This is a genomic window from Qipengyuania sp. SM2512 (assembly GCF_054954005.1).
The window spans coordinates 66,965-92,422 of the sequence record NZ_CM143134.1 but is presented as its reverse complement, the minus strand read 5'-3'; the positions used below and the strand labels follow the sequence as shown (position 1 = coordinate 92,422).

General features: G+C 67.2%; 20 protein-coding genes and 1 tRNA gene. 3 read left to right on the top strand and 18 right to left on the bottom strand.

The genetic code is table 11. The features are described from left to right. Nucleotides 1-4: 4 nt before the first annotated feature. From ACQ5J0_RS00480 to infA, 5 genes are all read right to left on the bottom strand, one after another. Nucleotides 5-80 (bottom strand) — tRNA-Phe (locus tag ACQ5J0_RS00480). 112 nt (nucleotides 81-192) lie between these two features. After that, complete coding sequence (locus ACQ5J0_RS00475) at nucleotides 193-381, bottom strand: DNA gyrase inhibitor YacG (RefSeq protein WP_305929113.1); 189 nt, start codon at nucleotides 379-381, stop codon at nucleotides 193-195. Next, on the bottom strand, nucleotides 378-1,361 hold the full coding sequence (locus ACQ5J0_RS00470) for a ribonuclease (protein ID WP_462568576.1): 984 nt from the start codon (nucleotides 1,359-1,361) through the stop codon (nucleotides 378-380). Before ACQ5J0_RS00470 ends, ACQ5J0_RS00475 begins: the two co-directional genes overlap by 4 nt. 3 nt (nucleotides 1,362-1,364) lie before the next feature. Further along, nucleotides 1,365-1,961: a Maf family protein gene (locus ACQ5J0_RS00465; protein ID WP_462568575.1), complete on the bottom strand. Its 597-nt coding sequence runs from the start codon at nucleotides 1,959-1,961 to the stop codon at nucleotides 1,365-1,367. A gap of 13 nt (nucleotides 1,962-1,974) precedes the next feature. Next, complete coding sequence (infA, locus tag ACQ5J0_RS00460) at nucleotides 1,975-2,220, bottom strand: translation initiation factor IF-1 (RefSeq protein WP_007163491.1); 246 nt, start codon at nucleotides 2,218-2,220, stop codon at nucleotides 1,975-1,977. Between the two features lie 227 nt (nucleotides 2,221-2,447). On the opposite strand from infA, the gene ACQ5J0_RS00455 reads away from it, so the two are divergent. Continuing rightward, nucleotides 2,448-5,426 carry a TonB-dependent receptor gene (locus tag ACQ5J0_RS00455; RefSeq protein WP_462568574.1) on the top strand — a complete coding sequence of 993 codons (2,979 nt, stop codon included), beginning with the start codon at nucleotides 2,448-2,450 and terminating at the stop codon, nucleotides 5,424-5,426. A gap of 153 nt (nucleotides 5,427-5,579) precedes the next feature. On the opposite strand, the gene ACQ5J0_RS00450 is transcribed toward ACQ5J0_RS00455, so the two are convergent. After that, nucleotides 5,580-6,017, bottom strand: coding sequence for a DUF1801 domain-containing protein (locus tag ACQ5J0_RS00450; RefSeq protein WP_462568573.1), 438 nt, complete (start codon nucleotides 6,015-6,017; stop codon nucleotides 5,580-5,582). Between the two features lie 23 nt (nucleotides 6,018-6,040). Beyond that, nucleotides 6,041-6,643, bottom strand: a complete 603-nt coding sequence (locus tag ACQ5J0_RS00445) for an outer membrane protein (RefSeq protein ID WP_462568572.1) — start codon at nucleotides 6,641-6,643, stop codon at nucleotides 6,041-6,043. Between the two features lie 606 nt (nucleotides 6,644-7,249). On the opposite strand from ACQ5J0_RS00445, the gene ACQ5J0_RS00440 reads away from it, so the two are divergent. Further along, nucleotides 7,250-7,891, top strand: coding sequence for a lysostaphin resistance A-like protein (locus ACQ5J0_RS00440; RefSeq protein WP_462568571.1), 642 nt, complete (start codon nucleotides 7,250-7,252; stop codon nucleotides 7,889-7,891). A 170-nt stretch (nucleotides 7,892-8,061) separates the two neighbouring features. Here the strand turns inward: ACQ5J0_RS00440 and ACQ5J0_RS00435 are convergent, their stop codons facing one another. Together ACQ5J0_RS00435 and ACQ5J0_RS00430 are read right to left on the bottom strand one after the other, a co-directional pair. After that, nucleotides 8,062-9,252, bottom strand: coding sequence for a BaiN/RdsA family NAD(P)/FAD-dependent oxidoreductase (locus ACQ5J0_RS00435; RefSeq protein ID WP_462568570.1), 1,191 nt, complete (start codon nucleotides 9,250-9,252; stop codon nucleotides 8,062-8,064). A 7-nt stretch (nucleotides 9,253-9,259) separates the two neighbouring features. Continuing rightward, entirely contained in the window at nucleotides 9,260-10,540 is a 1,281-nt protein-coding gene (locus tag ACQ5J0_RS00430; protein WP_462568569.1) for an APC family permease, read from the bottom strand. Between the two features lie 194 nt (nucleotides 10,541-10,734). On the opposite strand from ACQ5J0_RS00430, the gene uvrC reads away from it, so the two are divergent. Continuing rightward, complete coding sequence (gene uvrC, locus ACQ5J0_RS00425) at nucleotides 10,735-12,834, top strand: excinuclease ABC subunit UvrC (RefSeq protein ID WP_462568568.1); 2,100 nt, start codon at nucleotides 10,735-10,737, stop codon at nucleotides 12,832-12,834. Nucleotides 12,835-13,314: 480 nt separating this feature from the next. Here uvrC and ACQ5J0_RS00420 read toward each other — a convergent pair whose 3' ends face one another. The 9 genes from ACQ5J0_RS00420 to hisG all read right to left on the bottom strand — a co-directional run bounded on the left by ACQ5J0_RS00420 (nucleotide 13,315) and on the right by hisG (nucleotide 25,449). Then, entirely contained in the window at nucleotides 13,315-16,419 is a 3,105-nt protein-coding gene (locus ACQ5J0_RS00420; RefSeq protein ID WP_462568567.1) for a type ISP restriction/modification enzyme, read from the bottom strand. Nucleotides 16,420-16,718: 299 nt separating this feature from the next. Further along, nucleotides 16,719-17,630 (bottom strand): acyl-CoA thioesterase, encoded by a 912-nt coding sequence (locus tag ACQ5J0_RS00415; protein ID WP_462570143.1) that lies wholly within the window; start codon nucleotides 17,628-17,630, stop codon nucleotides 16,719-16,721. Between the two features lie 44 nt (nucleotides 17,631-17,674). Next, a complete protein-coding gene (locus ACQ5J0_RS00410) occupies nucleotides 17,675-18,586 on the bottom strand; it encodes a transcriptional regulator (RefSeq protein WP_462568566.1) in 912 nt (303 codons plus the stop codon). Next, nucleotides 18,576-19,748, bottom strand: a complete 1,173-nt coding sequence (locus tag ACQ5J0_RS00405) for a GNAT family N-acetyltransferase (protein ID WP_462570142.1) — start codon at nucleotides 19,746-19,748, stop codon at nucleotides 18,576-18,578. The genes ACQ5J0_RS00410 and ACQ5J0_RS00405 overlap by 11 nt, the downstream gene beginning before the upstream one ends. 154 nt (nucleotides 19,749-19,902) lie before the next feature. Continuing rightward, nucleotides 19,903-22,059 (bottom strand): sodium-translocating pyrophosphatase, encoded by a 2,157-nt coding sequence (locus ACQ5J0_RS00400; RefSeq protein ID WP_462568565.1) that lies wholly within the window; start codon nucleotides 22,057-22,059, stop codon nucleotides 19,903-19,905. A 120-nt stretch (nucleotides 22,060-22,179) separates the two neighbouring features. After that, nucleotides 22,180-23,049 carry a thiamine-phosphate kinase gene (gene thiL, locus ACQ5J0_RS00395; RefSeq protein ID WP_462570141.1) on the bottom strand — a complete coding sequence of 290 codons (870 nt, stop codon included), beginning with the start codon at nucleotides 23,047-23,049 and terminating at the stop codon, nucleotides 22,180-22,182. Then, nucleotides 23,046-23,507 carry a transcription antitermination factor NusB gene (gene nusB / locus ACQ5J0_RS00390; protein ID WP_462568564.1) on the bottom strand — a complete coding sequence of 154 codons (462 nt, stop codon included), beginning with the start codon at nucleotides 23,505-23,507 and terminating at the stop codon, nucleotides 23,046-23,048. Before nusB ends, thiL begins: the two co-directional genes overlap by 4 nt. Then, nucleotides 23,504-24,793 (bottom strand): histidinol dehydrogenase, encoded by a 1,290-nt coding sequence (gene hisD / locus ACQ5J0_RS00385; protein WP_462568563.1) that lies wholly within the window; start codon nucleotides 24,791-24,793, stop codon nucleotides 23,504-23,506. Before hisD ends, nusB begins: the two co-directional genes overlap by 4 nt. Continuing rightward, entirely contained in the window at nucleotides 24,793-25,449 is a 657-nt protein-coding gene (gene hisG, locus ACQ5J0_RS00380) for an ATP phosphoribosyltransferase (protein WP_462568562.1), read from the bottom strand. The genes hisD and hisG overlap by 1 nt, the downstream gene beginning before the upstream one ends. Nucleotides 25,450-25,458: the final 9 nt, after the last annotated feature.

Sequence of the window (25,458 nt, the reverse complement as noted above, 5' to 3'; positions counted from 1 at the left end):
AAAGTGGTGCCCAGGGAGGGATTCGAACCCCCGACACTGCGATTTTCAGTCGCATGCTCTACCAACTGAGCTACCTGGGCCTGTCCGGGCGCCTCGTCGGACCAGAAAGACCCGCGAGGGGCTGTTCGGCGACCGGCGAGCGGTTGGAGCGCCGCCCTATGGCGAAGGCTCCTGCGCTTGGCAAGGACGTTTTCAGTCCTCCTCGCCGCGGATCACCTCGCTCGCGATTTCCTCGGGCGCGGCGGGCCGGCCGGGCACGGCATAGCTGTCGCCGAACCAGTGCGCGAGATCGCGGTCGCGGCAGCGCTGCGAGCAGAAGGGCGCGTGCTCCTCGATGCGGGGCTTCTTGCAGATCGGGCAGGTCTTTTTCGTTGCGGTCATAGCGGCACCGCCTGCGCGAAGCCGGTTTCGAGTTCAAGTCCCGGATCGCCGTGCAGCGACACTTCGCGCCCGCTCCGCCGCGCCAGTTCGGCCTGCCAATCGGGCCGCAGCCGCGCGAGAACGGCGGGATTCGCGGTCAGCAGCAGGCGGCCGGGTTGCTCGACGAATTCGGCGCGGCGCAGCAACAGCCGCGCGGCGGCTCCGGTGCGGTCGTGATGAAGGCGGCGCAGCAGCGACGGGCGCTCCGAGCGCGCGACCAGCTGGACGAAGCCGAAGCCGTTCATCGCGGTCCGCTCGTGGTTCCAGTGGGCAAGCGCCTGGTCGAGCGCGGCATCGACTGCCTTGCGATCGGCCTTCGCCGCCAGCGTCGGGAAATCGACTCCGAGCGAACCCGCCAGATCGAACCGCCCGATCGAGTCCGCCAGTGCGGGGACTGAGGCGAGCGCGAGCCGGCGCGGATCGTCGGGTCCGTCGACATCGATCAGCATCATCGCGCTGGTGTCGAAGAAGGCGAGTTCGCCGCCGTCGAACTCAACCGTCCCGGACAAGGCTTCGAGCCAGAGATCTTCCCACCCGCCTTCGTGGCCGTCCTCCGGAAAGCGGCGGACAGTTGCGACCGTTTCTCTGGCGAGCGTCAATTGTTCGGCAAGCGTGGGAGCGGGGCGCAGATCCTCGTCGCTGGGCGTGGCCTGCGCCAGCTTAATCCGGTCGCGCTCGCGGGCTGCGGCGCGGGTCACGCGAGCGCGGATCGCCGCCCCTTCGCTGGCCGAAGCCGGGAGCCTGTCGACGAGCGCTTCCTCGCCGCTGGCGAAGCGCAGCGTGCCGCGCTGGCTGCCCCTGGCGCGCGAGACCAGCACCGCATCCTCGACCTGGCCCGCCGTCAGCGCGCCTGGCCAGTGCAGCCGCGCCGCGACTATCCGGCCGCGCTGGAGCAGGACCGCGCGCTCCTCGGCGATGCCCTGCTCGACGTACCAGGTCATGTCTCAGCCAAGCGCAAATCCCGCCGCCTTGAGCAGCGCGCGGGTCTCGAACAGCGGCAGGCCGACGACGCCCGAATGGCTGCCCTGAAGCCAGGACACCAGCCCCTCGGCAGCGCCCTGGATCGCGTAGCCGCCGGCCTTGCCGTGCCATTCGCCACCGGCGAGATAGGAGTCGATCTCCTCGGCGGAGAGGCGCTTGAACCTGACCGCGGTCTCGCTCAGCCGCTCGCGGAGGGTACCGTCGGGCGCGCGCAGGGCGATCGCGGACAGCACCCGGTGGCGGCGCCCCGAGAGCAGTTCTAGACAGCGGCGAGCGGTGGCTTCGTCCTCGGCCTTGGGCAGGATGCGGCGACCGGCGGCGACCACGGTGTCGCCCGCCAGCACGAAGCCCTCGACGACGGTGGCGGCCTCCACCGCCAGAGCCTTCTCGCGCGCCATGCGCTGCGCATAGTCGCGCGGCAGTTCGGTCTTGTGCGGGGTTTCGTCGATATCGGCAGCGATCACCGCGTCAGGCGTCACGCCCAGCCGCGCGAGCAATTCGCGGCGGCGCGGGCTGGCGGAGGCGAGGGTGAGCCGAAGCGGGGAAGCGGGCGCGCTCATGCGGCGCGGCGCGTTATTGCGGGCCCGGACCGCCGCGACCCGGCATGAAGCGGTAGGTGATCCGCGCCTTGGTCAGATCGTAGGGGGTCAGCTCGCACAGCACTTCGTCGCCCACCAGCACGCGGATGCGGTTCTTGCGCATCTTGCCGGCGGTGTGGCCGAGCACCTCATGGCCGTTTTCGAGCTCCACCCGGAACATCGCATTGGGCAGCAATTCGACCACCCTGCCGCGCATTTCGAGGAGTTCTTCCTTGGCCATGTGATTCCTTGGTTGGTGATAGGGGGAGGGCACAATTGCCGCTCCGGGCCGCGCCCCATAGCCCCGTGCAGAACAAAAGGGAAGCCTCGCCGCTATTTAGACCAGCGACCGACCGACACCGACCGGTTACATCTTGCGACAGGCAGGGTGGTTGTGTCCGGGCCGGCGATGCCGCAATGCCTTGTCAGCGGGGGCGGCCAGTTACGGATTTTCGAAAGGTACACCCCTTGCGCTTCGCATCGACGGTTTCTCTTCTGGCGCTCGCCGGCACCTTCCCTCTGACCGCGCTTTCGGCGCAAGACGTGCCCGACACGCCCGGCACCGAGGTGGATTCGGGCGATCCGCAGGCCGATGCGCCGATGGCGGGCCCCATGGTCGGCCCCATGGTGGGCAACGAGATCGTGGTGACCGGGGCCCGCCAGCGGGGATCGCTCGATGTCGAACAGCCTCCCGTGCTCGAACTCGACGCCGAGGCAATCGCCGCGCTCGGCGCCGGCTCGATCGAAGAACTGCTCCAGGCGATCGAACCCGCCACCGGCAGCGCGCGCGGCCGCGGCGGCGGCGGGCGGCCGATCTTCCTGGTCAACGGGGTGCGGATCGGTTCCTTCCGCGAGTTCCAGTCCTACCCCCCCGAAGCGATCGAGAAGGTCGAGGTCTTCCCCGAGGAAGTGGCGCAGCGCTTCGGCTATTCGCCCGACCGGCGGGTGGTCAATTTCATCCTCAAGGATAATTTCTCCAGCCGCGAGATCGAGCTCGAATACGGCCAGCCGGGGATCGGCGGATATTCGCAAAGCGAGCAGGAATTCTCGCTGCTGACGATCAGCGACGGCGCGCGGATCAATCTCAATCTCAAGTTCGAGGACACCAGCCTGCTGACCGAGGCCGAGCGCGATCTGACGCTGGTCGCCGGATCACAAAGCGATGTCGCGACCGATCCCGATCCGCGAGAGTTCCGCAGCCTGATCGCCGACAGCGCCGGGGTCGAAGCCTCGGCGAACTACGCCAAGGCCTTCATCGACAGCGGCTCCTCGATCAGCCTCAATCTCACCGGCGCCTACAACGAACGCCGCAGCCTCTCGGGGCTCGACAGCGTGCTGCTGACCGATCCCGCGGGCAACAGCGCCTTTCGCACCTTCGGTGCCGGCGACCCGCTCGAGCGCAACGTCGCGAGCAATTCGATCGCCAGCTCGGGCAGCTACAACCGGCCGCTGGGCGATGGCTGGAACCTGACCGCCACTTTCGACGCCAGCCGCGCCCACAGCCGCACGCGGATCGACCGGCGCGCCGACACCGCCGCGCTCGAGGCGCAGGCGCTTGCCGGGACGCTTGCGATCGACGGTGCGCTGCCCGCGCTCGGCGATGCCGGCGTCGACACCGCGCGCTCCACGCTGTGGGGTGCGAGCACGCTGGCGACGATCACCGGTTCGCCGCTCTATCTCCCCGGGGGCGAGGTCGCGGCCACCTTCGATCTCGGCTATGACTGGGATCGCATCGTCAGCTCCGACACCCGCAGCGCGCAGGACAGCCGGTTGACCCGCGGCGATGTCTCGGCCGGGGTCAATCTCGTGGTCCCGCTGACCAGCCGCCGCGAGGGTTTCGCCGATGCGATCGGCTCGATCTCGCTCACCGGGCAGGCGGGGATCAACGAACTCTCCGATTTCGGCACGCTGACCGACTGGAGCCTCGGGCTCAACTGGCAGCCGTTCGACAATCTCAACCTCTCCGCCACCCGCATCTGGCGCGAGGTCGCGCCGGGGCTCAACGCGCTGGGCGATCCGCAGGTGGTAGATTTCAACGTGCCGGTGTTCGACTACGCCACCGGCGAGAGCGTGCTGGCGACGGTCGTCACCGGCGGCAATCCGGCGCTGCTGGCGGAAACCCAGGCCGACTGGAAGTTCTCCGCCAATTGGGAACTGCCCTTCATCGACAACACGCGGCTCCAGCTCGATTACGCGGTCAACCGCTCGAACGACGTGACCTCCAGTGCCCCGGGCCTGAGCCCCGCCTTCGAGGCCGCTTTCCCCGACCGCGTGACGCGCGACGGCGCGGGCCAGCTGGTCGAGCTCGACCGCCGCCCGATCACGCTGTTCGAGACCCGCAGCAAGGTGCTCTCCTTCGGGATCAACACCAGCGGCAGGATCGGCGCCGAACCCGAAGCGCCCGAAGCGCCGGCTGCGGGCTCGGCGAGCCGCGGCGGGCCGGCTGCCGGCCAAGGGGGTGGACCGGCCGGAAGCGCCGCTGTCACCATGGGCCCCGAGGGCATGGAAGCAATGCGGGCCCGCTTCTGCGCCACGCCCGAGGGCGAAACCCCCGATCTCACCGGGCTTCCCGAAGCGCTGCTCGCGCGGCTGCGCGGGCCCGACGGCACGATCCCCCCTGAACGCATTGCGCAGCTGCGCGAACGCTTTTGCAGTGCCGATGCCGAACGTCGGGCCGAGGGCGGGGGCGAGCGCATGGCAGCGATCCGCACCGCGGTCTGCGCCGATCCGCCCAATCTCGAGGGTCTGCCCGAGCCGATGCTCGCGCGGCTGCGCAACGAAGCTGGCGAGATCGATCCCGACCGGCTGGCGCAAGTGCGCGCGCAGATGTGCAGCGCCGGCGCGGCGGCGGGCGAGGGTGGCGCTTCGGCCCAGCCTGCGCGCGGCGGCGGCGGTGATGGCGGCGGCCGGCGCGGCGGACGCGGCGGCGGCATGGGCGGCATGATGGGCGGCGGCGAGAACCCCGACACCCGCCCGCGCTATTTCCTCAGCCTGACGCATAATTTCGCGCTCGAGAACGAAGTGGTGGTCGCGGACGGCGGCCCGGTGCTCGACCAGCGCGACGGCTTCGTGCTCGGCGGCGGCGGGGTGCCGGTCTACAGCGCGCGCCTTGAAGGCGGGCTGTTCTGGCAGGGCTACGGCGTCCGCGCCTCGGGGAGTTACGTCGGCCCGAGCGAATTGCGCGGCGATGGCCTGGTGGGCAGCAGCGACCTGTTCTTCGGCGATCTGGCCACTTTCGACCTGCGGCTGTTCGCCGATCTGGGCGAGGTGACCGGAGCGGAATCGGGAGTGCTCGACGGGCTGCGGGTTTCGCTCAATGTCGACAATATCTTCGACACCCGCCGCGAGGTGGTCGATGCCAATGGCATCACCCCGCTCGCCTACGACCCGCTGCGGATCGACCCGACCGGCCGCTATATCGGCATCGATATCCGCAAGTTGTTCTAAGCCTGTTCGGTTTCTTCGACCCGGTAGAGATCCCAGCTTTCGCTGGGATGACGGTTATTGTTTGGATGGACCGGTCACGCCCCTCCTCGCACGTCGTCCCAGCGAAACTAACACGTCATCCCAGCGAAAGCTGGGATCTCCATCGGGTTCGCGCTACCCCCGTGCCTCGCCAGTCGTCTCGTACGCCCCGCGCATATGCGCAACCGAGCGCGTCACCAGCTCCTCCAGCGCTTGCACATCCACATCCGCCAGCCGCTTGATATAGAGGCACGATTTGCCGGTCTTGTGCTTGCCCAGCCGCGCCATCAGCTCCCGGTGCTGCGGAAAGCCGTCCATCACATAGAGCGTGAGTGCCGCGGCGCGCGAGGCGAAGCCGGTGATGAACCACTCCCCCTCGCGCCCGCTCTCGTAGCGATAGCGGTAGGTGCCGAAGCCGACCATCCCGCCGCTCCACACCCGCGGGCTCTCGCCGCTGGCGCGCGCCATCATCGCGCAGACGGTCTGCGCATCGGCGCGGCGCTGCGGATCCGCAATTGCGTCCAGCAGCGCCGCGACGTCGTCGCCGGTCGGTCTGGTCTTGTTCTCGGTCATCGCGGGCGCCTCCCGCGAGGGTTCTAGAACCGCAGGCCGACCCCGGCAACGACCTGATCGGTGGAGGCGTCGCCGAAGGTGCCGTCGTTGAGATCCTTGTAGCTCGACCGGCGATATTCCAGCCGCGCCTCGAGCGGACCGGGCAGCTGCACCTGCACCCCGCCGCCGAAGCGCACGCCGTCGGCGTTGCCCTCAAGCTCGCCCAGCGAGCCCGCGCTGGTGAAGGCGCTGGTGTCGAGCGAGGTGTAGCCCAGCTTGCCATAGGCGGCGATTCCCGGGGTCACCGCGAAGCCGGCGCGCGCGCCGATGTAATACTGGCCGTCGGCCTCGAGCCCGTCGCGCGCGCCGCCGAAGCTGGCGGGGAACTCGGTCGAGCCGCCGCTGGCCGAATATTCGCCCTCGACCCCGACGAAAGCGCTGCCGAGGCTGAGATCGTAGCCGGCGGTGACGCCGTAAACCGCAGCATCGGCGCTGGCGCTGGCCGAGCCGTCGGCGGCCTCGACATCGATGCCCTCATAGCCGGCGAGCGCGCCGACATAGAGCCCGCCCGGCGCGGCGGCCTGCGCGAAAGCGGGGCTGGCGACGAGGCCCGAAGCGAGAATCGCGGCGGTGAGGAAGGATTTCATGGGGTGGGTCCTTTGAGTGGTCGGTGTATCGAAGCGCCCTTCGCGCATGGCGGATTGCACCCCGATGAACCGCGAGGCGACGCGGGGGAGAGCTGCGATCAGCCGCCGTTCCGCTCACGAGCCACTTGAGGCACCCGCCAATTTCGTCGCCCCGGGCTCGACCCGGGGTCCCGCTGCCTTCGTGCCCAAAGGCTCGACGCCTGCAGGCACGCGGCCGAGGACAAACCCACCCCTTCGTCATTGCGAGCCGCCGCAGGCGGCGCGGCAATCCACGAACGACAGTTTCGTCTTTCTATGTCAGTAGTGGGGACCCGCAAAGCCGCGCCATGGATTGCCGCGTCGCTGCGCTCCTCGCAATGACGAGAGGGTACTCCCAGTTCGCAGCCGGGGGACGATGCAGCGGAGTGCAATGGTCTTCGTGCGCCGTCCGAGAGCATCTGTTCCTGCTCCGGCCGCCCAACGCCGACTATCGGCTAACGACCCAGATGGGGTCATTCAAGGGACCGGGGGCGAGACAGGGCTGCTCTTGCGGCTTATCGCTCTTCTCCAGCTGCAGCTTGCAATCAGTCATCGCACCCCTGGACACAGGCATCGGGGAGAGCGCCGATGTGGAACAAAGAGCGGTGGATCACAGCGGCAATACTGCTCGGCGCTACAGCTGTGATGATGTTCCCACTCATAATGAGCTGGTCAGGCCGAAACATCCCGATGGTTCAGGAATTGGGTCTCGCACGCGGTACGTGGGCGCCGCTTCACGCTTGGATTGCGGCCCTATTGTTTGCCGGCGCCTACATCGCCTATACTTTTCGAGTGCTGCCGTTTGTGAGGGAGCAGCAGCGCGAAGTTTCGCTATTCAAGTTGATTGGCGTCGCCGCTGCCTTCGCAAGCGGGATTATGGAAGAAGTCGTTTTCCGCCGCTGGCTGATGGATACGGTGCAAAGCTACGGCATTGGCAGCGCCGGCCAGGTCCTCCTATCCGGGGGCATCTTCGGCCTGTTCCACCTAGTGTGGCATGCCTTCAGTGCAGATCGCCGCTTTTCTCTTTATGGAGCCGCCTCGACCGTGGTGGCAGGCGCGGCTCTCGCCGTGATCTATCTGCTTGGCGGTCGGAATCTTGGTCCTTGTATCGCTGCTCACGTGCTGATCAACCTGGTGGTGGAACCTTGGCTGGTCCTGGCGGCAGTCTCAGGAGCCACTTCCGCAAAGAGCGCACTCGATCGGTCACAAAATCGGGCAAAGACGAGGTGATCGATCCTTGCGGTACATCCTCTTGCTGCCGCATCGTTGGCAGTGAGCAAGCGCCGAAGCTTTCGTTCGTCGCCGAGCCCGGTCAATGTCGGCTTCCCCCCATTCCGGACATTCCCGCATGACACGCGCCGCCCTGAAAGCGGCCTATCGTATCCCGGTCCCGATGCCCGTCATCCCCCCAGCGCATTCCCCGCGGCGACGCCGCTGGCCCAGGCCCACTGGAAATTGTAGCCGCCGAGCCAGCCGGTGACGTCGACCGCCTCGCCGATCGCGTAGAGGCCGGGGTGCTTCTTTGCTTCCATCGTCTGCGAGGAGAGTTCGCCGGTCGCGATGCCGCCGCTGGTGACCTCGGCTTTGGCGAAGCCTTCGCTGCCGTTGGGGTGGAAGCTCCATTGCGCCAGCCGCGCCTCGGCTTCGCGCAGGGCCTTGTCGGGGGCGTTGCCGAATTCGTTGGCGAGGCCGATCCGCTCGGCGAGGATGTCGGCGAGGCGGTGCGGCAGCGCCTCGCGCAGCACACTGCGCAGGGTGGCGCGCGGGACGGTGCGTTTGGCGGCGAGCAGCCAGCCGGTCTCGCGCTCGGGGAGGAAATTCACGCTTACCGGGTCGCCGGGCTTCCAGTAGGAGGAGACCTGCAGGATCACCGGCCCCGACAGCCCGCGATGGGTGAACAGCGCCGCCTCGGAGAACGCCTGCCTGTTGGCGGTCGCGGTGACCGGTGCGGCGACGCCCGAGATCTCGCGGAACAGGACATCGTCGCCCCCCAACGTCAGCGGGACGAGGGCGGGGCGGGGCTCGACGAGCTTCAAGCCGAACTGGCGCGCGAGATCGTAGGCGAAGCCGGTCGCGCCCATCTTGGGGATCGACGGCCCGCCGGTGGCAATGACGAGGTTTTGCGCGCGATATTCGCCGCTCTGGGTGCGGACGGTGTATCCGTCTTGCGCCGAAACCTCGGCCACTTCCTCGCCGCAGCGCAGGGTGACATCGCCGCCGTTTTCGCGGGCGCGGTCGCATTCCGCCAGCAGCATCGCGACGATCTGCTTGGCCGAGCCGTCGCAGAACAATTGCCCCAGCGTCTTCTCGTGCCAGGCGATGCCGTGGCTCTCGACCAGATCGAGGAAATCGCGCGCGGTGTAGCGCGCCAGCGCGGATTTGGCGAAATGCGGGTTGGCGGAGAGATAATTCGCCGGGCCCGCGCCCAGATTGGTGAAATTGCAGCGCCCGCCGCCCGAGATCAGGATCTTCCTGCCCGGTTCCTCGGCGCGCTCGAGCAGCAGCACCCTGAGCCCGCGCTGCCCGGCGCGCGCGGCGCACATCAGCCCGGCGGCGCCGGCGCCGAGGATGATGGCGTCGAATTGCGTCATATGCGGCTTAGAGCGGCGCCGCGGCCAGCGGGCGCTCCTGGCGGGCGAGGAAATAGAGCAGCGTCCCCGCCACCACCAGAGCGCCGAACACCGCCCAGCTCTGCGCATCGGCGTGGGTCGCGACCCACAGCGTGCTCACCACCGTCAGCGCGCAGACCAGCGCCCGGACCGGGCGGATCCGCCCCTCGCGGTGCTCGAGCACGGGCAGCGCGAAGGCGGCGATGAGATAGGTCAGCAGCCGCGTCAGCGTTCCCGCCAGCGCCAGCACCATGAAGCCCTCCCACAGCCCGAAGGCGATGCTCGCCGCGCCGTAGAACAGGATCGAGTTGACCGGGGTGCCCAGCCTAGGCGAGACCGCCATGAACCAGCGCGGCAGCATGCCCCTTTCCGCCATGCCATAGGTCATCCGCGGCAGGCTGATCCCGCCGGCGAAATTGTTCGCCCCGATGCTGAAGGCCGCGGCGATCACGATCGCCACCGCGCCGACCGGCCCCATCGCGTCGCGCGCGGCCACCGCCAGCGGGTTGTCGGCATCCGCGCCGACCACCGGGCCGATCGCGATATAGGCCCAGATCACCAGCATGTAGAGCAGCGTCACCGCCGCCAGCATCGCGACCAGCGCCAGCGGCACGTCGCGCTTCGGGTTCTTCATCTCGCCCGCGGGGAGGACGACGTATTCGAAGCCGATGAAGGCGTAATAGGTCAGCAGCACGATACTCTCCGCCGCGGAAAATTGGGGCAGCACCAGCCCCATGCTGGGCTCGCCCGCGAACAGCCCGGCGCCGATCAGCGCGAACAGCGGCAGCAGCTTGACCGCGGTCAGCGCGCCCAAAGTCGCCACCGAGCTCTTGAGGCTGAACAGGTTCACCACCGTGATGAAGCCGATGAAGCCCGCGACCACAAGCGGGCGCAGCAGCGGCCCGTCCAGCGCGGGGAACAGCGTGGCGAGATAGGAGACCATCACATGGGTGTTGGCCGCCACGGTGACGATCGCGCTGGCGTAGCGCGCCCAGCCGGCCTGGAAGCCGACGAAGCGCCCGAACGCCGCCTCGCCATAGAGGATCGGCCCGCCGCTGTGGTCGAACCGCGCCGAGAGCCAGGCGAACACCAGCACCAGCGGCAGGAACAGCACCCCGCCCAGCAGCATCATCCACGGCGCGAAATCGCCGACCGCGAGGAACAGCGTGGCGGGCAGCGCGAAGATGCCCGCGCCGATCATCCCGTTGACCGGGAGCAGCGCGGTGCCGAACAGGCCCATGGTGCGCGGCGGTGCGGTTTGCGTGTCCATTATCTCGTCCCCTCGCAGTTCTGGGCGGCCCTGAGCAGCGGGCGCGCCTATGCCGTGGGCCGCGCCGCGCCAGCAAAGCAGAAACCGGACGCGCGCGACAAGCAGAAGTTTCACTCGCCCTCGCCGTGCACAATGCGCGCCCCCGATGCGCGCCAGAGGTTCACATTCGCGCCGGACAATCTTAACTGCATCCCATGGCTCGCACCCCCGCCGGAACCCCGCACGATCCCCGTGGCAAGGAACGCTTCAACGAGGAGCGCGCCACCTCGACCGTGGCGGGCGCGCAGCCCGATCTGGCGGCGGGCGTCGAGGCGATCCGCGAGACGGTGCGGACCCTCAAGCCCAAGCCCGGGGTCTACCGGATGCTCGATGCCCGCGGCGAGGTGCTCTATGTCGGCAAGGCGCGCAGCCTCAAGGCGCGGGTGGCGAACTACACGCAGGTCAAGAACCTCACCAACCGGCTCCAGCGGATGGTCGGCCAGACCCGGGGCATGGAGATCGTCACCACCAATTCCGAGGCCGAGGCGCTGCTGCTCGAGGCGCAGTTCATCAAGCGCTTCCGCCCGCCCTTCAACGTGCTGCTGCGCGACGACAAGAGCTTCCCCTTCATCCTGCTGCGCGCCGATCACGCCTTCCCGCGGATCCAGAAACACCGCGGCGCGCGCCGGGCCAAGGGCAATTACTACGGCCCCTTCGCCAGCGCCGGCTCCGTCAACAAGACGATCAACGCGCTGCAGAAACTGTTCCTGCTGCGCAGCTGCTCCGACAGCTTCTTCGCCAATCGCGACCGGCCCTGCCTGCTCTACCAGATCAAGCGCTGCTCGGCGCCGTGTACCGGGCGGATCGATGAGGCGGGCTATGCCGAGCTGGTGGGCGAGGCCAAGGATTTCCTCGGGGGCAAATCGAGCGCGGTGCAGGGCAAGATCGAGCAGCAGATGGCCAAGGCCGCCGAGGCGCTCGATTTCGAGACCGCGGCGATCCTGCGCGACCGCTTGCGCGCCGCGACCTTCATCCAGGGCAGCCAGGCGGTCAACGCCGCCGGGGTGGGCGATGCCGATGTCTTCGCGCTCGCCGCGAAAGGCGGGCAGATTGGGGTCCAGGCCTTCTTCATCCGCGGCGGGCAGAACTGGGGGCACAAGGCCTTCTTCCCCAAAAACACCGGCGAGATCGACAAGGACGACGTCCTCGCCGACGTGCTGCTGCAATTCTACGAGGAGGTCCCCCCGCCGCGCACCATCCTCACCGACCGCGCCTTGCCCGAGCAGGAGCTGATCGCCGAGGCGCTGGCGGCCGAGGCGGGCCACCCGGTGGCGATCTCGATCCCGCAGCGCGGCGACCGCCGGCGGTTGATGGAACAGGCCAGCCGCAACGCCACCGAAGCGCTCGAGCGGCGGCTGGCCGAGACCGGCACCAAGGCGACGCTCAACCGCGCGCTGGCCGAATTCCTAGAACTGGAGGAGCTTCCGCAGCGCATCGAGCTCTACGACAACAGCCATATCCAGGGCACCAAGGCGGTGGGCGCGATGGTGGTCGCCACCCCCGAGGGCTTCGACAAGGGCCAGTACCGCAAGTTCAACATCAAGACCGCCGCGGGGAACGACGATTTCGCGATGATGCGCGAGGTGATGCAGCGGCGGTTCCGCAAGCTGGCGGAGGATGAATCCTCCCCATCACCAGATGGGGAGGGGGACCATCCGCAGGATGGTGGAGGGGTAACCTCGCCGCCCGCCGGCAATACCCCTCCACCGCCTGCGGCGGTCCCCCTCCCCGGCACAGCCGGGGAGGATAGCGGGGTGGGCCCAAAGCCCGCGCGCCCGCCTTCACGGGGTCACGAGGCCATCTGGCCCGATCTCGTCCTGATCGACGGCGGCAAGGGCCAGATGAGCGCGGTGCGCGACACGCTGGCCGAGATGGGGATCGACGACGTCCCGCTGGTCGCCATCGCCAAGGGCCCCGACCACGGCCGCGAGGGGCGCGAGGTGTTCCACTTCCCCGACGGGCGCGAGAAGACGCTGCCGGTCAATTCGCCGCTGTTGTTCCACCTCCAGCGGCTGCGCGACGAGGTCCACCGCTACGCCATCGGCGCCCACCGCGCCAAACGCAGCCGCGCCATCACCGCCAGCCCGCTCGACGAGATCCCCGGCATCGGCCCCTCGCGCAAACGCGCGCTGCTGCTGCATTTCGGCACCGCCGGCAAGGTCCGCGCCGCCGCCCTCGCCGACCTCACCCGCGTCCCCGGCATCAGCGCCGCCGTGGCGCGGCAGGTCTACGATTTCTACCACGCGGGCGGGTGAGGGGCCAAAGCCCCCTCTCCTTCAGGGGAGGGGGCTTGGGGGTGGGGGCAGCAGGCAGACCGCCGTCCCGGCCAAACCCCACCCCCGGCCCCTCCCCTGAAGGAGAGGGGAGAAGAGAAGACCGCCAACACCCCCCCGTCACCCCGGACTTGATCTCACTCGTCAGCCCGGACCTGATCTCACCCCGTCACCTCCGCCTTTATCTTACCTCGTCACCCCGGACTTGATCCGGGGTCCATCTCGCCCCCCGAACCGACGCCCGAAATCCAGGGACGCCTGAAACCCAACCGTCGCCCCGGACTTGATCCGGGGCCCCGCTCCCTCGCACGCCAGCAGCTCCCGCCTCCATCGAGCGCAGTCGAAACACGCCGCCCGCCGCAGCCGGTCAGTCGTCCCAGCCTGACCTATCGAGCGCTGCCATCGCTCCGGTGATCGCATTGGTCTCCACGCTCACCCGCACCACCTTGGCGAGCAGTTCGATCATGCTCTCCTTGTAGTCCGCGAAGCGGTAGGTGTTGAACTTCGCAGCGATGGTCGGGTCGCGCGGCTTCTTTTCCTTGTGCTGGTCGAGCACCCAGTCGATCGCGCTGCGATTGCCGAGGCGAAGTCCCACGCGCCCGCCGGAATGCCGGTGATCTGCGTGTCCTCGTCCACCACCACGGCTCCGGTCTCGGCCCCTTCGGCGAGCACGGATTTGAGCTTGGGCTTGGGGTGCGACCCCTCGGCGCGCTTGGGGTTGGGGGTATCGACCCGCTCCAGCGAATACGGGTCGACCTCCTCGTAATCGATATGCAGCTCGAGCAGCGCCTCGCCCCACGCCGCCCATCGCGCGAAATCGGGATAGAAGGGGATGCGCGGAAACTCGCGCTTGAGGTTCAACGCGTATTTATCGCGATAGATCGGGTCGTGAAGCACGGCGTAGCAATAGGCGAAAATCGCGTCCTTGGTGACGGCGGGCGCGCCATTGTCGTTGCAGGGCCAGGCGGCAGGACCGGGTTCGATGGAGAGGTATTCGACCGTCCCGTCAGGCAACGTAACGCTTTGCCCCACCCCGCCATTGCCGAGCCGGTCCGCATGGCGCGCGGCGGCGACCTCGTCCTTGTAATGCCCCTTGAACTTGTTGAGCGCCCAGTCGGTGATGTTGTCGATGCGTTCGCCGGATTTTGCGTAGCGGTAGCGGGGAAGGCACTGATTTGCGTCAAGCGACAAGACTGTAAGGGAGGGAAGGTTCGAAGCGGCGAACGTCGCAAAATCGAGGCGGCCTCCTGCCGTAAAGCCAATGACGGAGTTCTCAAGTTCAACACCTGAAATCGCAGCTGAAGAACCTAATTCGTCTACAAAGAGCTCGGAATGATACAAGAATCTAGGAGAGAAAGGTCGGTACAGCGAAGTGCGAATGCGCTGTCGCGAAAATGGCTCTGCTAGCCCCTGCTTAAGGCGGCGCTTCAGGTTGCGAGATAATTTTATTGGTGGGTTTTCAACTTCGTCGAAGGTCGAAACGGCATGATATTCTGACGCAAGGAACTCAACCTTTGATTCGAGTGTCTCTCGGTTCCGATCATAAACCCACTCATCTCTGTTCGTGCTTATCCCCAAAGAGAAAAGTTTAAAGATCGCGCGATCTTTGCTGTGGCCGCTGGCCGATTTCGTAGATTTTGCCGCAATCGGTAAAAATTCGAACCACTCATCCTCATTCCCGGCGTTCAGCCAGTTGTGAATTTTGTTTGGTTTAAGAGCTTCAGATGAGGCGCTGGGCAGGGATAGCCTACCAAGCCAACTGAGCTTTTCTTCGGCTAATGCCGTTTCGGGGAGCCGGACGTATCTGATTGACGACGGTTGCTTGGTCCGGGTCCGAACTAGGAATGCAATCGCAACACCAGTTTGGATTCCGAAGACGTTATGCGTCGTTCCAGATAACTTTGGGTTGGCGCGGACATCGCCGCCGAGATCAATGACCCAAATATCATCAAAGCTATCTGCCACAACTTTGCGAAAGCCATCAAAGGTTCGGCTCTCAATAAAGCTGCGATTAGTGACGAAAGCGATAATTCCTTCGTCGCCCAGCCGGTCGCTCGCCCACCGATAGAAGCGCGAATACATGTCGTAGAGCTTGGTCTTCTGCGCCGTGCTCTCCTTGATGTAGGTCCGCTTGATCCGGTCGTCGATATGCGGATATTCGCGGTTCTTGTTGTTGTCGTTCTCGTTCTGCTGGTTCGCGTTGTAGGGCGGATTCCCGATGATCACGCTGATCTTGCGCCGGTTCTGCCGCTTTACCCGCTCGATGTTCTCGTCGCTCAGCGCGCCGAGCATGTCGAACTGGTGGCCCGAATGGATGCCCAGCCCGTCCACATTGTCCAGCGTATCGACGAGGCACAGCCCCTCGAACTCCGCAAACTGGCCGGTGATCGCCTGATAGGTCGCCTCGATGTTCAGATTGGCAACGTAATAGGGCAGGATCGCCACCTCGTTGGCGTGCAGCTCTTCCTTGTATTTCTGGCGCAGCTTGTCCGGCTGGCCGCGAAAATATTCGAGCAGCTCGACGATATAGGTGCCGGTGCCAGTCGCCGGATCGAGGATTTCGACCCCAGAATCGACGAGGTTCTTGCCGAAGTGCTTTTCGCACAGCCAGTCCGCGCTGCGGATCATGAAACGCACGATCTCGCCCGGCGTATAGACCACGCCCAAGCGGTCGGCAGCTTTGGGATTATAGACCTTGTAGAAATTCTCGTAGAGCGATTTGAGGAAGTTCTGCTTTTCCGAATGGCTCTGGATCAGGTGCGCGGTTTCCTCGATCCCGGTGTAATAGGGCCGCAGCGCCTGTAGCAACGAACGTTTCTCACCATAGCCGAACAGCTTACGCTCCAGTTCGTAGAGCTGCTTCGCGACATTGTTTTCGCGCATGTAGTCGCGCATGTCGAACACGCGGTTGAAGATGTCTTCGGTCAGGACATGCTGGATCAGCATCTCGGTGACATCGGCGCGCTCCAGCGCGGGGTTGATCGTCTCCTTGACCTGCTTGAGGAACGCGACCTCCGCCGCCGAATATTCGGCGCTGGCCTCGCGCTTCTCGCGGATACGCTCCCGCAGCGCCTCGAGGATGGCGGGCAGGTCTTCTGCGAATTTCCTGATCGCCTTGCGGAAGTCGCGGATCGCTTCCTGCTCGTAGGCGAAGAACCGGGTCATCAGCGCATAGAGCGCCTCGGTGTCGGCCATGTCGGCCTCTGCGACACGGGCGCGGTCCTGGATCAGCACCGCGCGCTTGGTGTCCTCGTAGATGATGTTGGTGCGCGGGTAGCCCTTGGCTTCCTTCGCCGCGATTTCCGCGTCGAGATCGTCCTTGCTGTCCTTGGCTTCCCAATAGCCGAACGGCACGCGGATGTCGTAGACCAGCGCTCCGTCGACATAGATATTGCCGCCCGAGCCGGTCATCTTGTGCTCGGAGAGATAGGTCAGATCGTTGGACCGCCCCCAGCTCTTGAGCAGGCCCTGAAATGCGTCGCGCACCGAACCCTCGTTGAGGCTGCCCCCGACCTTGACGATGCGGTCGAGTTCGCTGCGGTATTCGTTGATCAACTGACGGCTCAAGCGATCGTCCCCCTTGGCGCCCCTCCTAGCGCGCCGCAAGGGCGGGGCAAACTGCGCATTTTCCTACACGCCGCCGGCCTGCTAGCTTCGAGTCGGCTCTTTGCATCGTCCAGTCCCGCACCCCTCCCGCAGCGCTTGCGTCACAGGCGCCCCGCGAATCGTCCTTACGCCGCCCCCCGGATGAGTTTCATCAACCAACGCAGAGCGCCCGATTGCGCGTCAAAGCGTAACCTTGCACCCCGCAACCCGCGCATTTCCGCCATCGCGGCGTGTAAGATGTGTCCGATGTGCCCGAAGTATCAGGCGGTCCGCTGGTGCCGCCGCCGTACCACGCCTTCCTGCGCGACGCTGGCGACCAGCCGGCCCTCGCGGTCGAAGATCCGCCCGCGGTTGAAGCCGCGGCCCGCGCCGCTCCACGGGCTGTCGGTGGCGTAGAGCAGCCATTCGTCGGCGCGCGCCGGGCGGTGGAACCAGATCGCGTGATCGAGGCTGGCGCCGTTCAGCTCGCCGCGCGCCCAGCTCAGCCCGTGCGGCAGCGCCGCGGTGCCGAGCAGCGTGTAGTCGCTGGCATAGGCGATCACCGCGCGGTGGAGCGCCGGGTCGTCGCTAAGCGCGGGCAGCGGCGCGACGGTGCGAAACCAGCTGTGCGCCTGCGGCGCGCGCGGTTCGGAGTTCATCCAGTGGAGGCTGTCGCTGGTGCGCATCTCGATCGGCCGGGGGCGCAGCATCAGCGCGCGCTGGAGATCGGAGACGTGGTCGAGCTGGGCGACGAACTGGCGGCGCAGCTCGGTGTCCGGCGTCAGCTCCTCGGGCGGGGTGACCTGCGGCATGGTGTAGTCGTCGTGGCTCAGCCCGTCCTCCGCCTGCTGGAAACTGGCGGTGAGATTGAGGATCGGGCGGCCCTGCTGGCGCGCGACCACGCGGCGGTTGGCGAAGCTGCGGCCGTCGAAATCGCGCGCGGTTTCGTAGGCGATGTCCACGCCTTCCTCGCCGCCGCGGAGGAAATAGGCGTGGAGCGAATGCGCCGCCATGCCCTCGGGCGCGGTGGCCTGCGCCGCCTGCAACGCCTGCGCGATAACCTGGCCGCCGAAGACCCGCCCGACCCCGCCGGGCTGCGGCTGGCCGACGAAGCTGTCGTCGCCCTCGCGGGTCACGGTGAGGAGATCGACGAGACCCGCAACGAGTTCGGCAGGGGTGGAATTGTCTGGCATCGGTTCGGTCATGACAGGCGCTTTGCGGACCGCCCGCCGCAGCGTCAATCCACCGCGCCGAGTTTCCGCAGCACCCGGTAGGCGTTGGCCTTGGTGCGGTTGGTGCGCGGCCAGCGCCCCGGAGCGGCGGGGCTGAGCCCGGCGGCGCGCAGCACGCGGTTGAGCCCGCGCGCATCGGCCTCGGCGAAGCTCCAGTCGCTGCGCCAGGTGATCGAGAGCGAGATCGAGCTGTCGGGCCCGTTGCGGACGAAATGCGGCGCCATCACCGGCACGAACACGGCCTCGCCCGGACCGATTGCGAATTCTTGGCCAGCGGCGGCGAAATTATCCTGCCAGCGCAGTTCGCGCGCGCCGCCCGAATGGTAGGTTTCGTGGACCTCGTCGGGCGCGAAGCGGGCGTCTCCGGCCGGAAACTGGGTCATCACCTTGGAGCCCTTCACCTGCAGCAGGATGTTGTGCTCGGGGTCGAAATGATAGGGGGTGACGGCATCGGGCGAGGAGATGAAGACGAAGCCCTGAGGGCGCAGCATGGCACCGGTGCGGGCCTCGATCTCGGCGCGCAATTCGCCCAGTAGGCCCAGCAGCAACGCTTCGTAGGCCGGGTCCTGCTCGATGTTCTTGAGCACCGCCCAGCTGTTGGCCGAAGCGATGCGGCGGATGGTGTCTTCGATCGAGAGCCCGGTCGCGCCGGGCTTGCCGTCCACTCCGATCGGCAGATCGCCGCGGTTGTATTCGATCGAGGCCTCGGGGAGCCGCCCCGCCAGCGCGGCGAGGCTGCCCAGTTCGAGCAAAGGGTGCGAGCCCAGCGCATGCGCGAGAACATGCGGCTGTTCGGGATAGAGCTGCCCGAAGCGCTCGCGGGTCGCCTGGTCGAAGATGGGCGCCCCGTTGGCTTGCGGAGGATCTGCGCGAACCTGTGAACCGATCGCTGCGGCGGTGCGGGTGCTATCCATCATGGTCCCTTCCCAAGGGTTCGGCGCTGCGCTCGAGCTGGCTCATCAGCCGGAAGGCGGTGCGTTTGAGCGGTCCGCCGAGTGCGATGTTGACGGCCAGAATGGTGCGCTTCTCGCGCCAGATCCGCTCGATCATCGGATGGTCCGCCGCTGCGCAGCTATCGCACCAGGCGATATCGGCGCGGTCGAGCAGCGCGAGGTTTTCCTGCTGGAGCAGCATTCCGGGCGAGAATTTGGCATAGCGTTCGTCGAAGGCGGTCTTGAAGGAGAAGCTTCCGGGCGCGGCGATAAAGGTCGCGAGCATCGCGATCGGCGCGCCGTCGAGCGTGAGCGCCAGCCGCTCGAGTCGGCCTGCCGCCGCGCCGCCCTGCAATGCGCTGCGAAAATAGGCAGCGACCGGCGCATGGCTGGCGAGCGAGGATCCTTCCGCGCCCTTCCAGCCGGCGTTTTCGAGCGCCAGAAAATCGTCGATCCAGCGATCGAGCTCCTCGTCGCCTGCAAGCCGCTCGACTGCCAGTTCGCCCATTTCGCCGAGACGCTTTGCCTGACGGCGCAATTCCTTGCGTTTCTTGGCGCTCATCGCGGCTTCGAGGTAGGCGCTCGAGCCGAGCGGGGAGGAGAGCAGCGCGCGCTCCTCGCTCCCGACCACCGTGGCCGTGCGGCGGGTCTGGGCGACAACGCGCAGCAGCGCCTGCGTCACCGGACTGTCCTCGGGAAGGGCCGGCAGGTGGAGAAAGAATTCGAAGCCGGCGCGGTGGTCGATCGCAGCGAGCGCGGCGCGCCAGAACGCGTCCTCGGCGCCGCGCCGCACCAGCGGAATCCCGCAAAAGGCGTTGTCATGCAACCAGCCGGTCAAATGCCGGAACGGGCGATTGTAGTAGTTTGCGGAGCGGGCGACGGGCAGGAGCCCCGCAAGCGCGCCATTTTCGCGATAGGCGAGCAAGGCCACATTGCCGCCCGGCGCGAGCTGCGCGAGTGCGGGTCGCAGGTTCCATTCCTCGTAGAATGGGTTGGGGGCTGCGGCCGCGGCGGTCAGCGACTGCCACTCTGCGACGAAGCCGGGGGTAAGCGAGGCGAGGTCGTCGAGCCAGGCGACACCGGCGTCCGCCACGCTCGCGGCGCGGCGATCCAGGGCGGTAACCGCTCCGTGCTCGTCCGATGCCATGCTGGCCACGCCTCAGCCCCCTCAAAGATGCGACGATGGGTGTCGCAGGCGATGCCCTAGCAAAGCTGCGCTTAAGAAGCCCTAAAGCCGCGCAAAAAGCGAACCCCGCCCGGATCGCTCCGGACGGGGTTCTGGTTTGCAACGAGAGGCTTGGTCAGACCGTGCCGCCGGCCAGCGCCGCAAGCAGCAGCAGCGCGACGATGTTGGTGATCTTGATCATCGGGTTCACCGCCGGGCCGGCGGTGTCCTTGTAGGGATCGCCCACCGTATCGCCGGTCACCGCGGCCTTGTGGGCTTCGCTGCCCTTGCCGCCGTGATTGCCGTCCTCGATGTACTTCTTCGCATTGTCCCAGGCCCCGCCGCCCGCGGTCATCGACAGCGCCACGAACAACCCGCTGACGATCACGCCGAGGAGCAGGGCGCCGAGCGCGGCAAAGCCGTTCTCCTGACCTGCGATCGCGGTGATGACGAAATAGACCACGATCGGAGCCAGCACCGGCAGGAGCGAGGGCACGATCATCTCCTTGATCGCGGCCTTGGTGACCAGATCGACCGTCCGGGCATAGTCGGGCTTGGAGGTGCCCTGCATGATGCCCGGGTTCTCGCGGAACTGGTCGCGGACATCCTTGACCACATCGCCCGCCGCGCGGCCGACCGCGGTCATTCCCATCGCCCCGAACAGATAGGGCAGCAAAGCACCGAGCAGCAGCCCGACGATGACATAGGGGTTCTCGAGGCTGAAATCGACATCGGCCAGCGGGAAGAACTCGGCGAGGTCGGCGGTGTAGGCCGCGAACAGCACCAGCGCGGCGAGGCCGGCCGATCCGATCGCATAGCCCTTGGTCACCGCCTTGGTGGTGTTGCCCACCGCATCGAGCGCATCGGTCTTCTCGCGCACGCTGTCGTCGAGCCCCGCCATTTCGGCGATCCCACCGGCGTTGTCGGTGACCGGGCCATAGGCGTCGAGCGCCACGACCATGCCCGCGAGCGCCAGCATCGAGGTGGCGGCATAGGCGATGCCCATCAGCCCCGCGAACTGGTAGGCGCCGATGATCCCGGCGACGATCGCCAGCGTCGGCAGCGCGGTCGATTCAAGGCTGATCGCCAGACCCTGGATCACGTTGGTGCCGTGGCCGGTCTCCGAGGCCTTGGCGATCGAGCGCACCGGGCGGAAATTGGTCCCGGTATAATATTCGGTGATCCAGATGATCACCCCGGTGAGCAGCAGCCCGATCATCGCCGACCCGAACAGGTCCCAGCCGGTGAAGGGGATGAGCGACGAAGTGCCCTCCTCGGCGAGCGGGGCGCCGGCATCGACCGCGGCGAGATTGGCGCCGCCCATCAAGGTGTTCAAATCGCCCAGCGCGAATTGCATCGCCAGCCAGATCGCCGGGATCGACAGCACCGCGGTGACGAGGAAGCCCTTGTACATGGCTCCCATGATGTTCGTGCCGCCTCCCAGACGGACGAAATAGGTCCCGATGATGCTGGTGACGATGCATACCCCGCCGATCAGCAGCGGCAGCGCCATCATCGGCAGCAGCATATCGCCCAGGCCGCTCAGCAGCAGCGCGGTGAGCACCATGGTGGCGCCGACGGTGACGACATAGGTCTCGAACAGATCGGCGGCCATGCCGGCGCAATCGCCGACATTGTCGCCGACATTGTCGGCGATCACGGCGGGGTTGCGCGGATCGTCCTCGGGAATGCCCGCCTCGACCTTGCCGACCAGATCGGCGCCGACATCGGCGGCCTTGGTGAAGATCCCTCCGCCGAGCCGCGCGAAAATCGAGATCAGCGAGGCGCCGAAGGCGAGACCGACGAGCCCGTCGATCACCTCGCGGCTGTTGGCGGCATGACCGGCGATTTCAACGAGGTAATAGAAGAACACCGCGATCGCGAGCAGCGCGAGCCCGGCGACCAGCATGCCGGTGATGGCGCCGGAGCGGAAGGCGAGGGTGAGCCCCTGCTGCAGACCGCTCTGCGCGGCGGCGGCGGTGCGGACGTTAGCGCGCACCGAGATGTTCATCCCGATGAAGCCCGCGACGCCCGAAAGGATCGCGCCGATGACGAAGCCGACCACCGGAATGATCCCGAGGAACACGCCCACCAGCACGGTGACAACGACGCCGACGATGGCGATGGTGGTGTACTGGCGCTTGAGGTAGGCCTGCGCGCCTTCCTGGATGGCGCCGGCGATTTCCTGCATCCGCTCATTGCCCGCGCCCGCGCGCAGCACCTGACGGCTGGTGACGAAGCCATAGATAATGGCCAGCAGTCCCAACCCGATCGCTATAAGAACTAGGTTCACTGAATTTTCCCTCCCCGCTTTTTGTTTATGCGCTCCCTCGCGAGTGTGTGGGCGCATGATGGGAAGGTATATAGCGGCTCGTGTGCCTGACAAGCCCGAAGCCCAAAGAGCCGCTGCCGCTCAGCCGTGGGTGTATCCGAGCCTGTCATCGGAGGACAGAAGGCGGCCATCGAGCCGCAGCGGGCCGTGTTCCAGCGCTACGACGCTGCCGATCCGGCTGGCCGCGACGGGCAGGGTGCTACCTGCGGGAGCGGTGAACAACAGCTGGTAGTCGTCGCCCCAGCGCAGGCATTCGTCGCGGCGCGCCATGTCGGCTACCGGGATGCTCGCGCTGTCGAGATCGAGTGTGACGGCGCTCGCGGTCCCCAGCCGCCAAGCGTCGAGCAGCAGGCCGTCGGAGACGTCCATCATGGCAGTAACCAGTGGGGCCAGCGCGCGGCCCTCGGCGAGCAGCGGGAGGGGGCGAAGATAGGCGGCAGTGTCCGCCTCGCCGACGCTGGCGAGCGCGTCGTGGCCGAGCATCGCCGCGCCTAGCGTGCCGGTGACGAACACCCCGTCGCCGAGCTGCGCGCCTCTGCGCGAGGGGACGGGCACATGCGTCGCGCGGCCGAGCGCGGTGACGCCCCAACTGCGCTGGGCGCCGCCCTTGACCGTGTCCCCGCCCAGCAGAGGGACATCGTAGGCGTCGAGCACTGCACGCAGGCCCTCGAGAAATCGCGCGTCGCCCTCGCCGAGCATGTGACCGAGCAGAATCCCCACCGGCTCCGCGCCCTTGGCGGCGAGGTCGGAAAGGTTCACCGCGACCAGCTTCCAGGCGATATCGGCGGGGTCGGAGCCGGGCAGCACATGCACGCCCTCGACCAGCACGTCATGCGTCAGCACCAACGTCTCGCCGCCGAAGGTTAGCACCGCAGCATCGTCCGCCAGCCCGCGCGCCGCCGGATCGGCGGCCAGCGCGCGCAGGGCGGCGATGAAATCGGTTTCGGTCAGCGGCGGACGTCCTTCGCCACGGCGTCGAGGATGCCGTTGACGAATTTCGCCTCGCGGTCGTCGAAGAACGCCTTGGCGACATCGACATATTCGCTGATCGCGCTGCCGGTGGGGACATCGGGGCGGGCGATCAGCTCGTAGGCGCCGCAGCGCAGCACCTGGAGCATGGTCTTGTCGAGCCGCGCCAGCGTCCAGCCCGACGCCAGCTTGGCGACCAGCGCCTCGTCGATCTCGGCGCGACGGGCATCGACCCCGGCGACCAGATCGTCGAAGAAACCGACCTCGGCATCGGCGTATTCCTCACCCTCGATCTCGTGGCCGAGGCGATGCATGTGAAACTCGTGGAGCAGCCGCGCGAGCGGGGTCTTCTCCATCTGCATCTGGTAGAGCGCCTGGACGGCGGCGAGACGCGCGGCCGAGCGGGCCTGACTGCGTGCGGGGCGGGCGGGCTTGTTCATTTCAATCTCAATTCGATGGAGCGGGCGTGCGCGGGCAGGCCCTCGGCCTCGGCCAGCGCGACCGCGGCAGGGCCGATTGCGGCCAAGGCGCCGGGGCCGGCGTCGATGAAACTGGTGCGTTTCATGAAGTCGAGCACCGACAGCCCGCTGGCGAAACGCGCGCGGCGCCCGGTGGGGAGGACATGGTTGGGCCCGGCGATGTAGTCGCCGACCGCCTCGGGCGTGGTGCGACCGAAGAACACGCTGCCGGCGTGCCGCAGACCGTCGAACAGCGCCTGCGGATCGGCGACCGCGAGTTCGACATGTTCGGCCGCCAGCCTGTCGGCGAGCGGCAGGGCCTGCTCGATGGTATCGACCACGATGATGACGCCATGCGCTTCCCAGCTCGCACGCGCCACCTTGGCGGTGGGCAGGTTCATCAGCTGGAGATCGACCGCATCCTCGACCATCCGCGCGAAACCGAGATCGTCGGTGATCAGGATCGACTGGCTGGTGGGGTCATGTTCGGCCTGGCTGAGCAGGTCGGCGGCGATCCATTCGGGGTCGTTGTCGGCATCGGCGATGACGAGGATCTCGCTTGGTCCCGCGACCATGTCGATCCCGACCACGCCGTAGAGCTGGCGCTTGGCCTCGGCGACCCAGGCGTTGCCCGGGCCGGTGACGACATCGACCTTGGCGATCCGTTTGGTGCCATAGGCGAGCGCGGCCACCGCCTGCGCCCCGCCGACGCGCCAGATCTCGTCGATCCCGGCGATATGCGCGGCGGCCAGCACCAGCGCATTGGTCTCGCCCTTGGGGGTCGGCGTGGCGACTGCGAGCCGCTTCACCCCGGCCACCTTGGCGGGGATCGCGTTCATCAGCAGCGAGGAGGGGTAGGAGGCGCGCCCGCCCGGAACATAGAGCCCCGCGGCATCGACCGGCAGCCAGCGCGCGCCCAGCCGCATGCCGATGGAGTCGGTGCGGTCGCTGTCTGCGGGCAATTGCTGTTCGTGATAGGCACGGATGCGGTCGGCGGCGAGCTGGAGCGCGTTGCGCAGCGTGGGGTCGAGCGAGTCGTAGGCGGCGCGGATATCCTTCGCCGGGATCCGCCAGTCGGCGTCCTCGGTGAGGCGGTGTCCGTCGAAGCGCATGGTGTATTGGACCAGCGCGTCGTCGCCGCGCTCGCGGACCTCGTTGAGGATGTTGGCGACGTCGCGGCCGACATCGGCATCGCTGTCGCGGCGGTTGCGGACGATCCTGGCGAAGGCCTGCTCGAAATCCGCGGCATTGGCGTCGAGGAACTTCATCACGCGGCCTTCCGGGCGGAAGCATCGGCGCGGAAGGCCTCGACCAATGCGCCGACGCGCGGATCGGTCTTGAGCGCGGCGCGGTTGACGATCAGCCGGGCGGAAATGTCCATGATCCGGCTGGTCTCGACCAGACCGTTCTGCTTGAGCGTGCGCCCGGTGGAGACAAGATCGACGATCCGCCCGGCGAGGCCGAGCACCGGGGCGATCTCCATCGCACCGTTGAGCTTGACGCATTCGGCCTGGATCCCCTGACGCTCGAAATGGCGCCGGGTGATGTTGGGATATTTGGTCGCGACCCGCAGATGGCTGGCGCTGCAGATGGTCTGCGCGCCTTGCTCGGGTTCGGCGACCGCGAGGTGGCAATGGCCGATGTCGAGATCGACCGGCGCGTAGAGATCGGCGTAGTCGAATTCCTCGATCACGTCCGAGCCGACGATCCCCGCCTGCGCCGCGCCATGCGCGACGAAGGTGGCGACATCGAAGGCGCGCACCCGGATCAGCCGCATGTCCTCGCGCGTCGTCCCGAAGGTGAGCGAGCGGTTGGCCTTGTCGTGGAAAGCGTCCTCGGGCACCACGCCGGCACGCGCCATCACGGGCAGCGCCTCCTCGAGGATGCGGCCCTTGGGAATGGCAAAGGTTAGACTGTCGGTCATTGCGGTGCG

Excerpts from the sequence above, each read along its gene's own strand:
- ACQ5J0_RS00475 (WP_305929113.1), bottom strand. The coding sequence starts at position 381 with ATGACCGCAACGAAAAAGACCTGCCCGATCTGCAAGAAGCCCCGCATC.
- ACQ5J0_RS00470 (WP_462568576.1), bottom strand. The coding sequence starts at position 1,361 with ATGACCTGGTACGTCGAGCAGGGCATCGCCGAGGAGCGCGCGGTCCTG.
- ACQ5J0_RS00465 (WP_462568575.1), bottom strand. The coding sequence starts at position 1,961 with ATGAGCGCGCCCGCTTCCCCGCTTCGGCTCACCCTCGCCTCCGCCAGC.
- infA (WP_007163491.1), bottom strand. The coding sequence starts at position 2,220 with ATGGCCAAGGAAGAACTCCTCGAAATGCGCGGCAGGGTGGTCGAATTG.
- ACQ5J0_RS00450 (WP_462568573.1), bottom strand. The coding sequence starts at position 6,017 with ATGACCGAGAACAAGACCAGACCGACCGGCGACGACGTCGCGGCGCTG.
- ACQ5J0_RS00445 (WP_462568572.1), bottom strand. The coding sequence starts at position 6,643 with ATGAAATCCTTCCTCACCGCCGCGATTCTCGCTTCGGGCCTCGTCGCC.
- ACQ5J0_RS00440 (WP_462568571.1), top strand. The coding sequence starts at position 7,250 with ATGTGGAACAAAGAGCGGTGGATCACAGCGGCAATACTGCTCGGCGCT.
- ACQ5J0_RS00435 (WP_462568570.1), bottom strand. The coding sequence starts at position 9,252 with ATGACGCAATTCGACGCCATCATCCTCGGCGCCGGCGCCGCCGGGCTG.
- ACQ5J0_RS00430 (WP_462568569.1), bottom strand. The coding sequence starts at position 10,540 with ATGGACACGCAAACCGCACCGCCGCGCACCATGGGCCTGTTCGGCACC.
- uvrC (WP_462568568.1), top strand. The coding sequence starts at position 10,735 with ATGGCTCGCACCCCCGCCGGAACCCCGCACGATCCCCGTGGCAAGGAA.
- ACQ5J0_RS00415 (WP_462570143.1), bottom strand. The coding sequence starts at position 17,630 with ATGCCAGACAATTCCACCCCTGCCGAACTCGTTGCGGGTCTCGTCGAT.
- ACQ5J0_RS00410 (WP_462568566.1), bottom strand. The coding sequence starts at position 18,586 with ATGATGGATAGCACCCGCACCGCCGCAGCGATCGGTTCACAGGTTCGC.
- ACQ5J0_RS00405 (WP_462570142.1), bottom strand. The coding sequence starts at position 19,748 with ATGGCATCGGACGAGCACGGAGCGGTTACCGCCCTGGATCGCCGCGCC.
- nusB (WP_462568564.1), bottom strand. The coding sequence starts at position 23,507 with ATGAACAAGCCCGCCCGCCCCGCACGCAGTCAGGCCCGCTCGGCCGCG.
- hisD (WP_462568563.1), bottom strand. The coding sequence starts at position 24,793 with ATGAAGTTCCTCGACGCCAATGCCGCGGATTTCGAGCAGGCCTTCGCC.
- hisG (WP_462568562.1), bottom strand. The coding sequence starts at position 25,449 with ATGACCGACAGTCTAACCTTTGCCATTCCCAAGGGCCGCATCCTCGAG.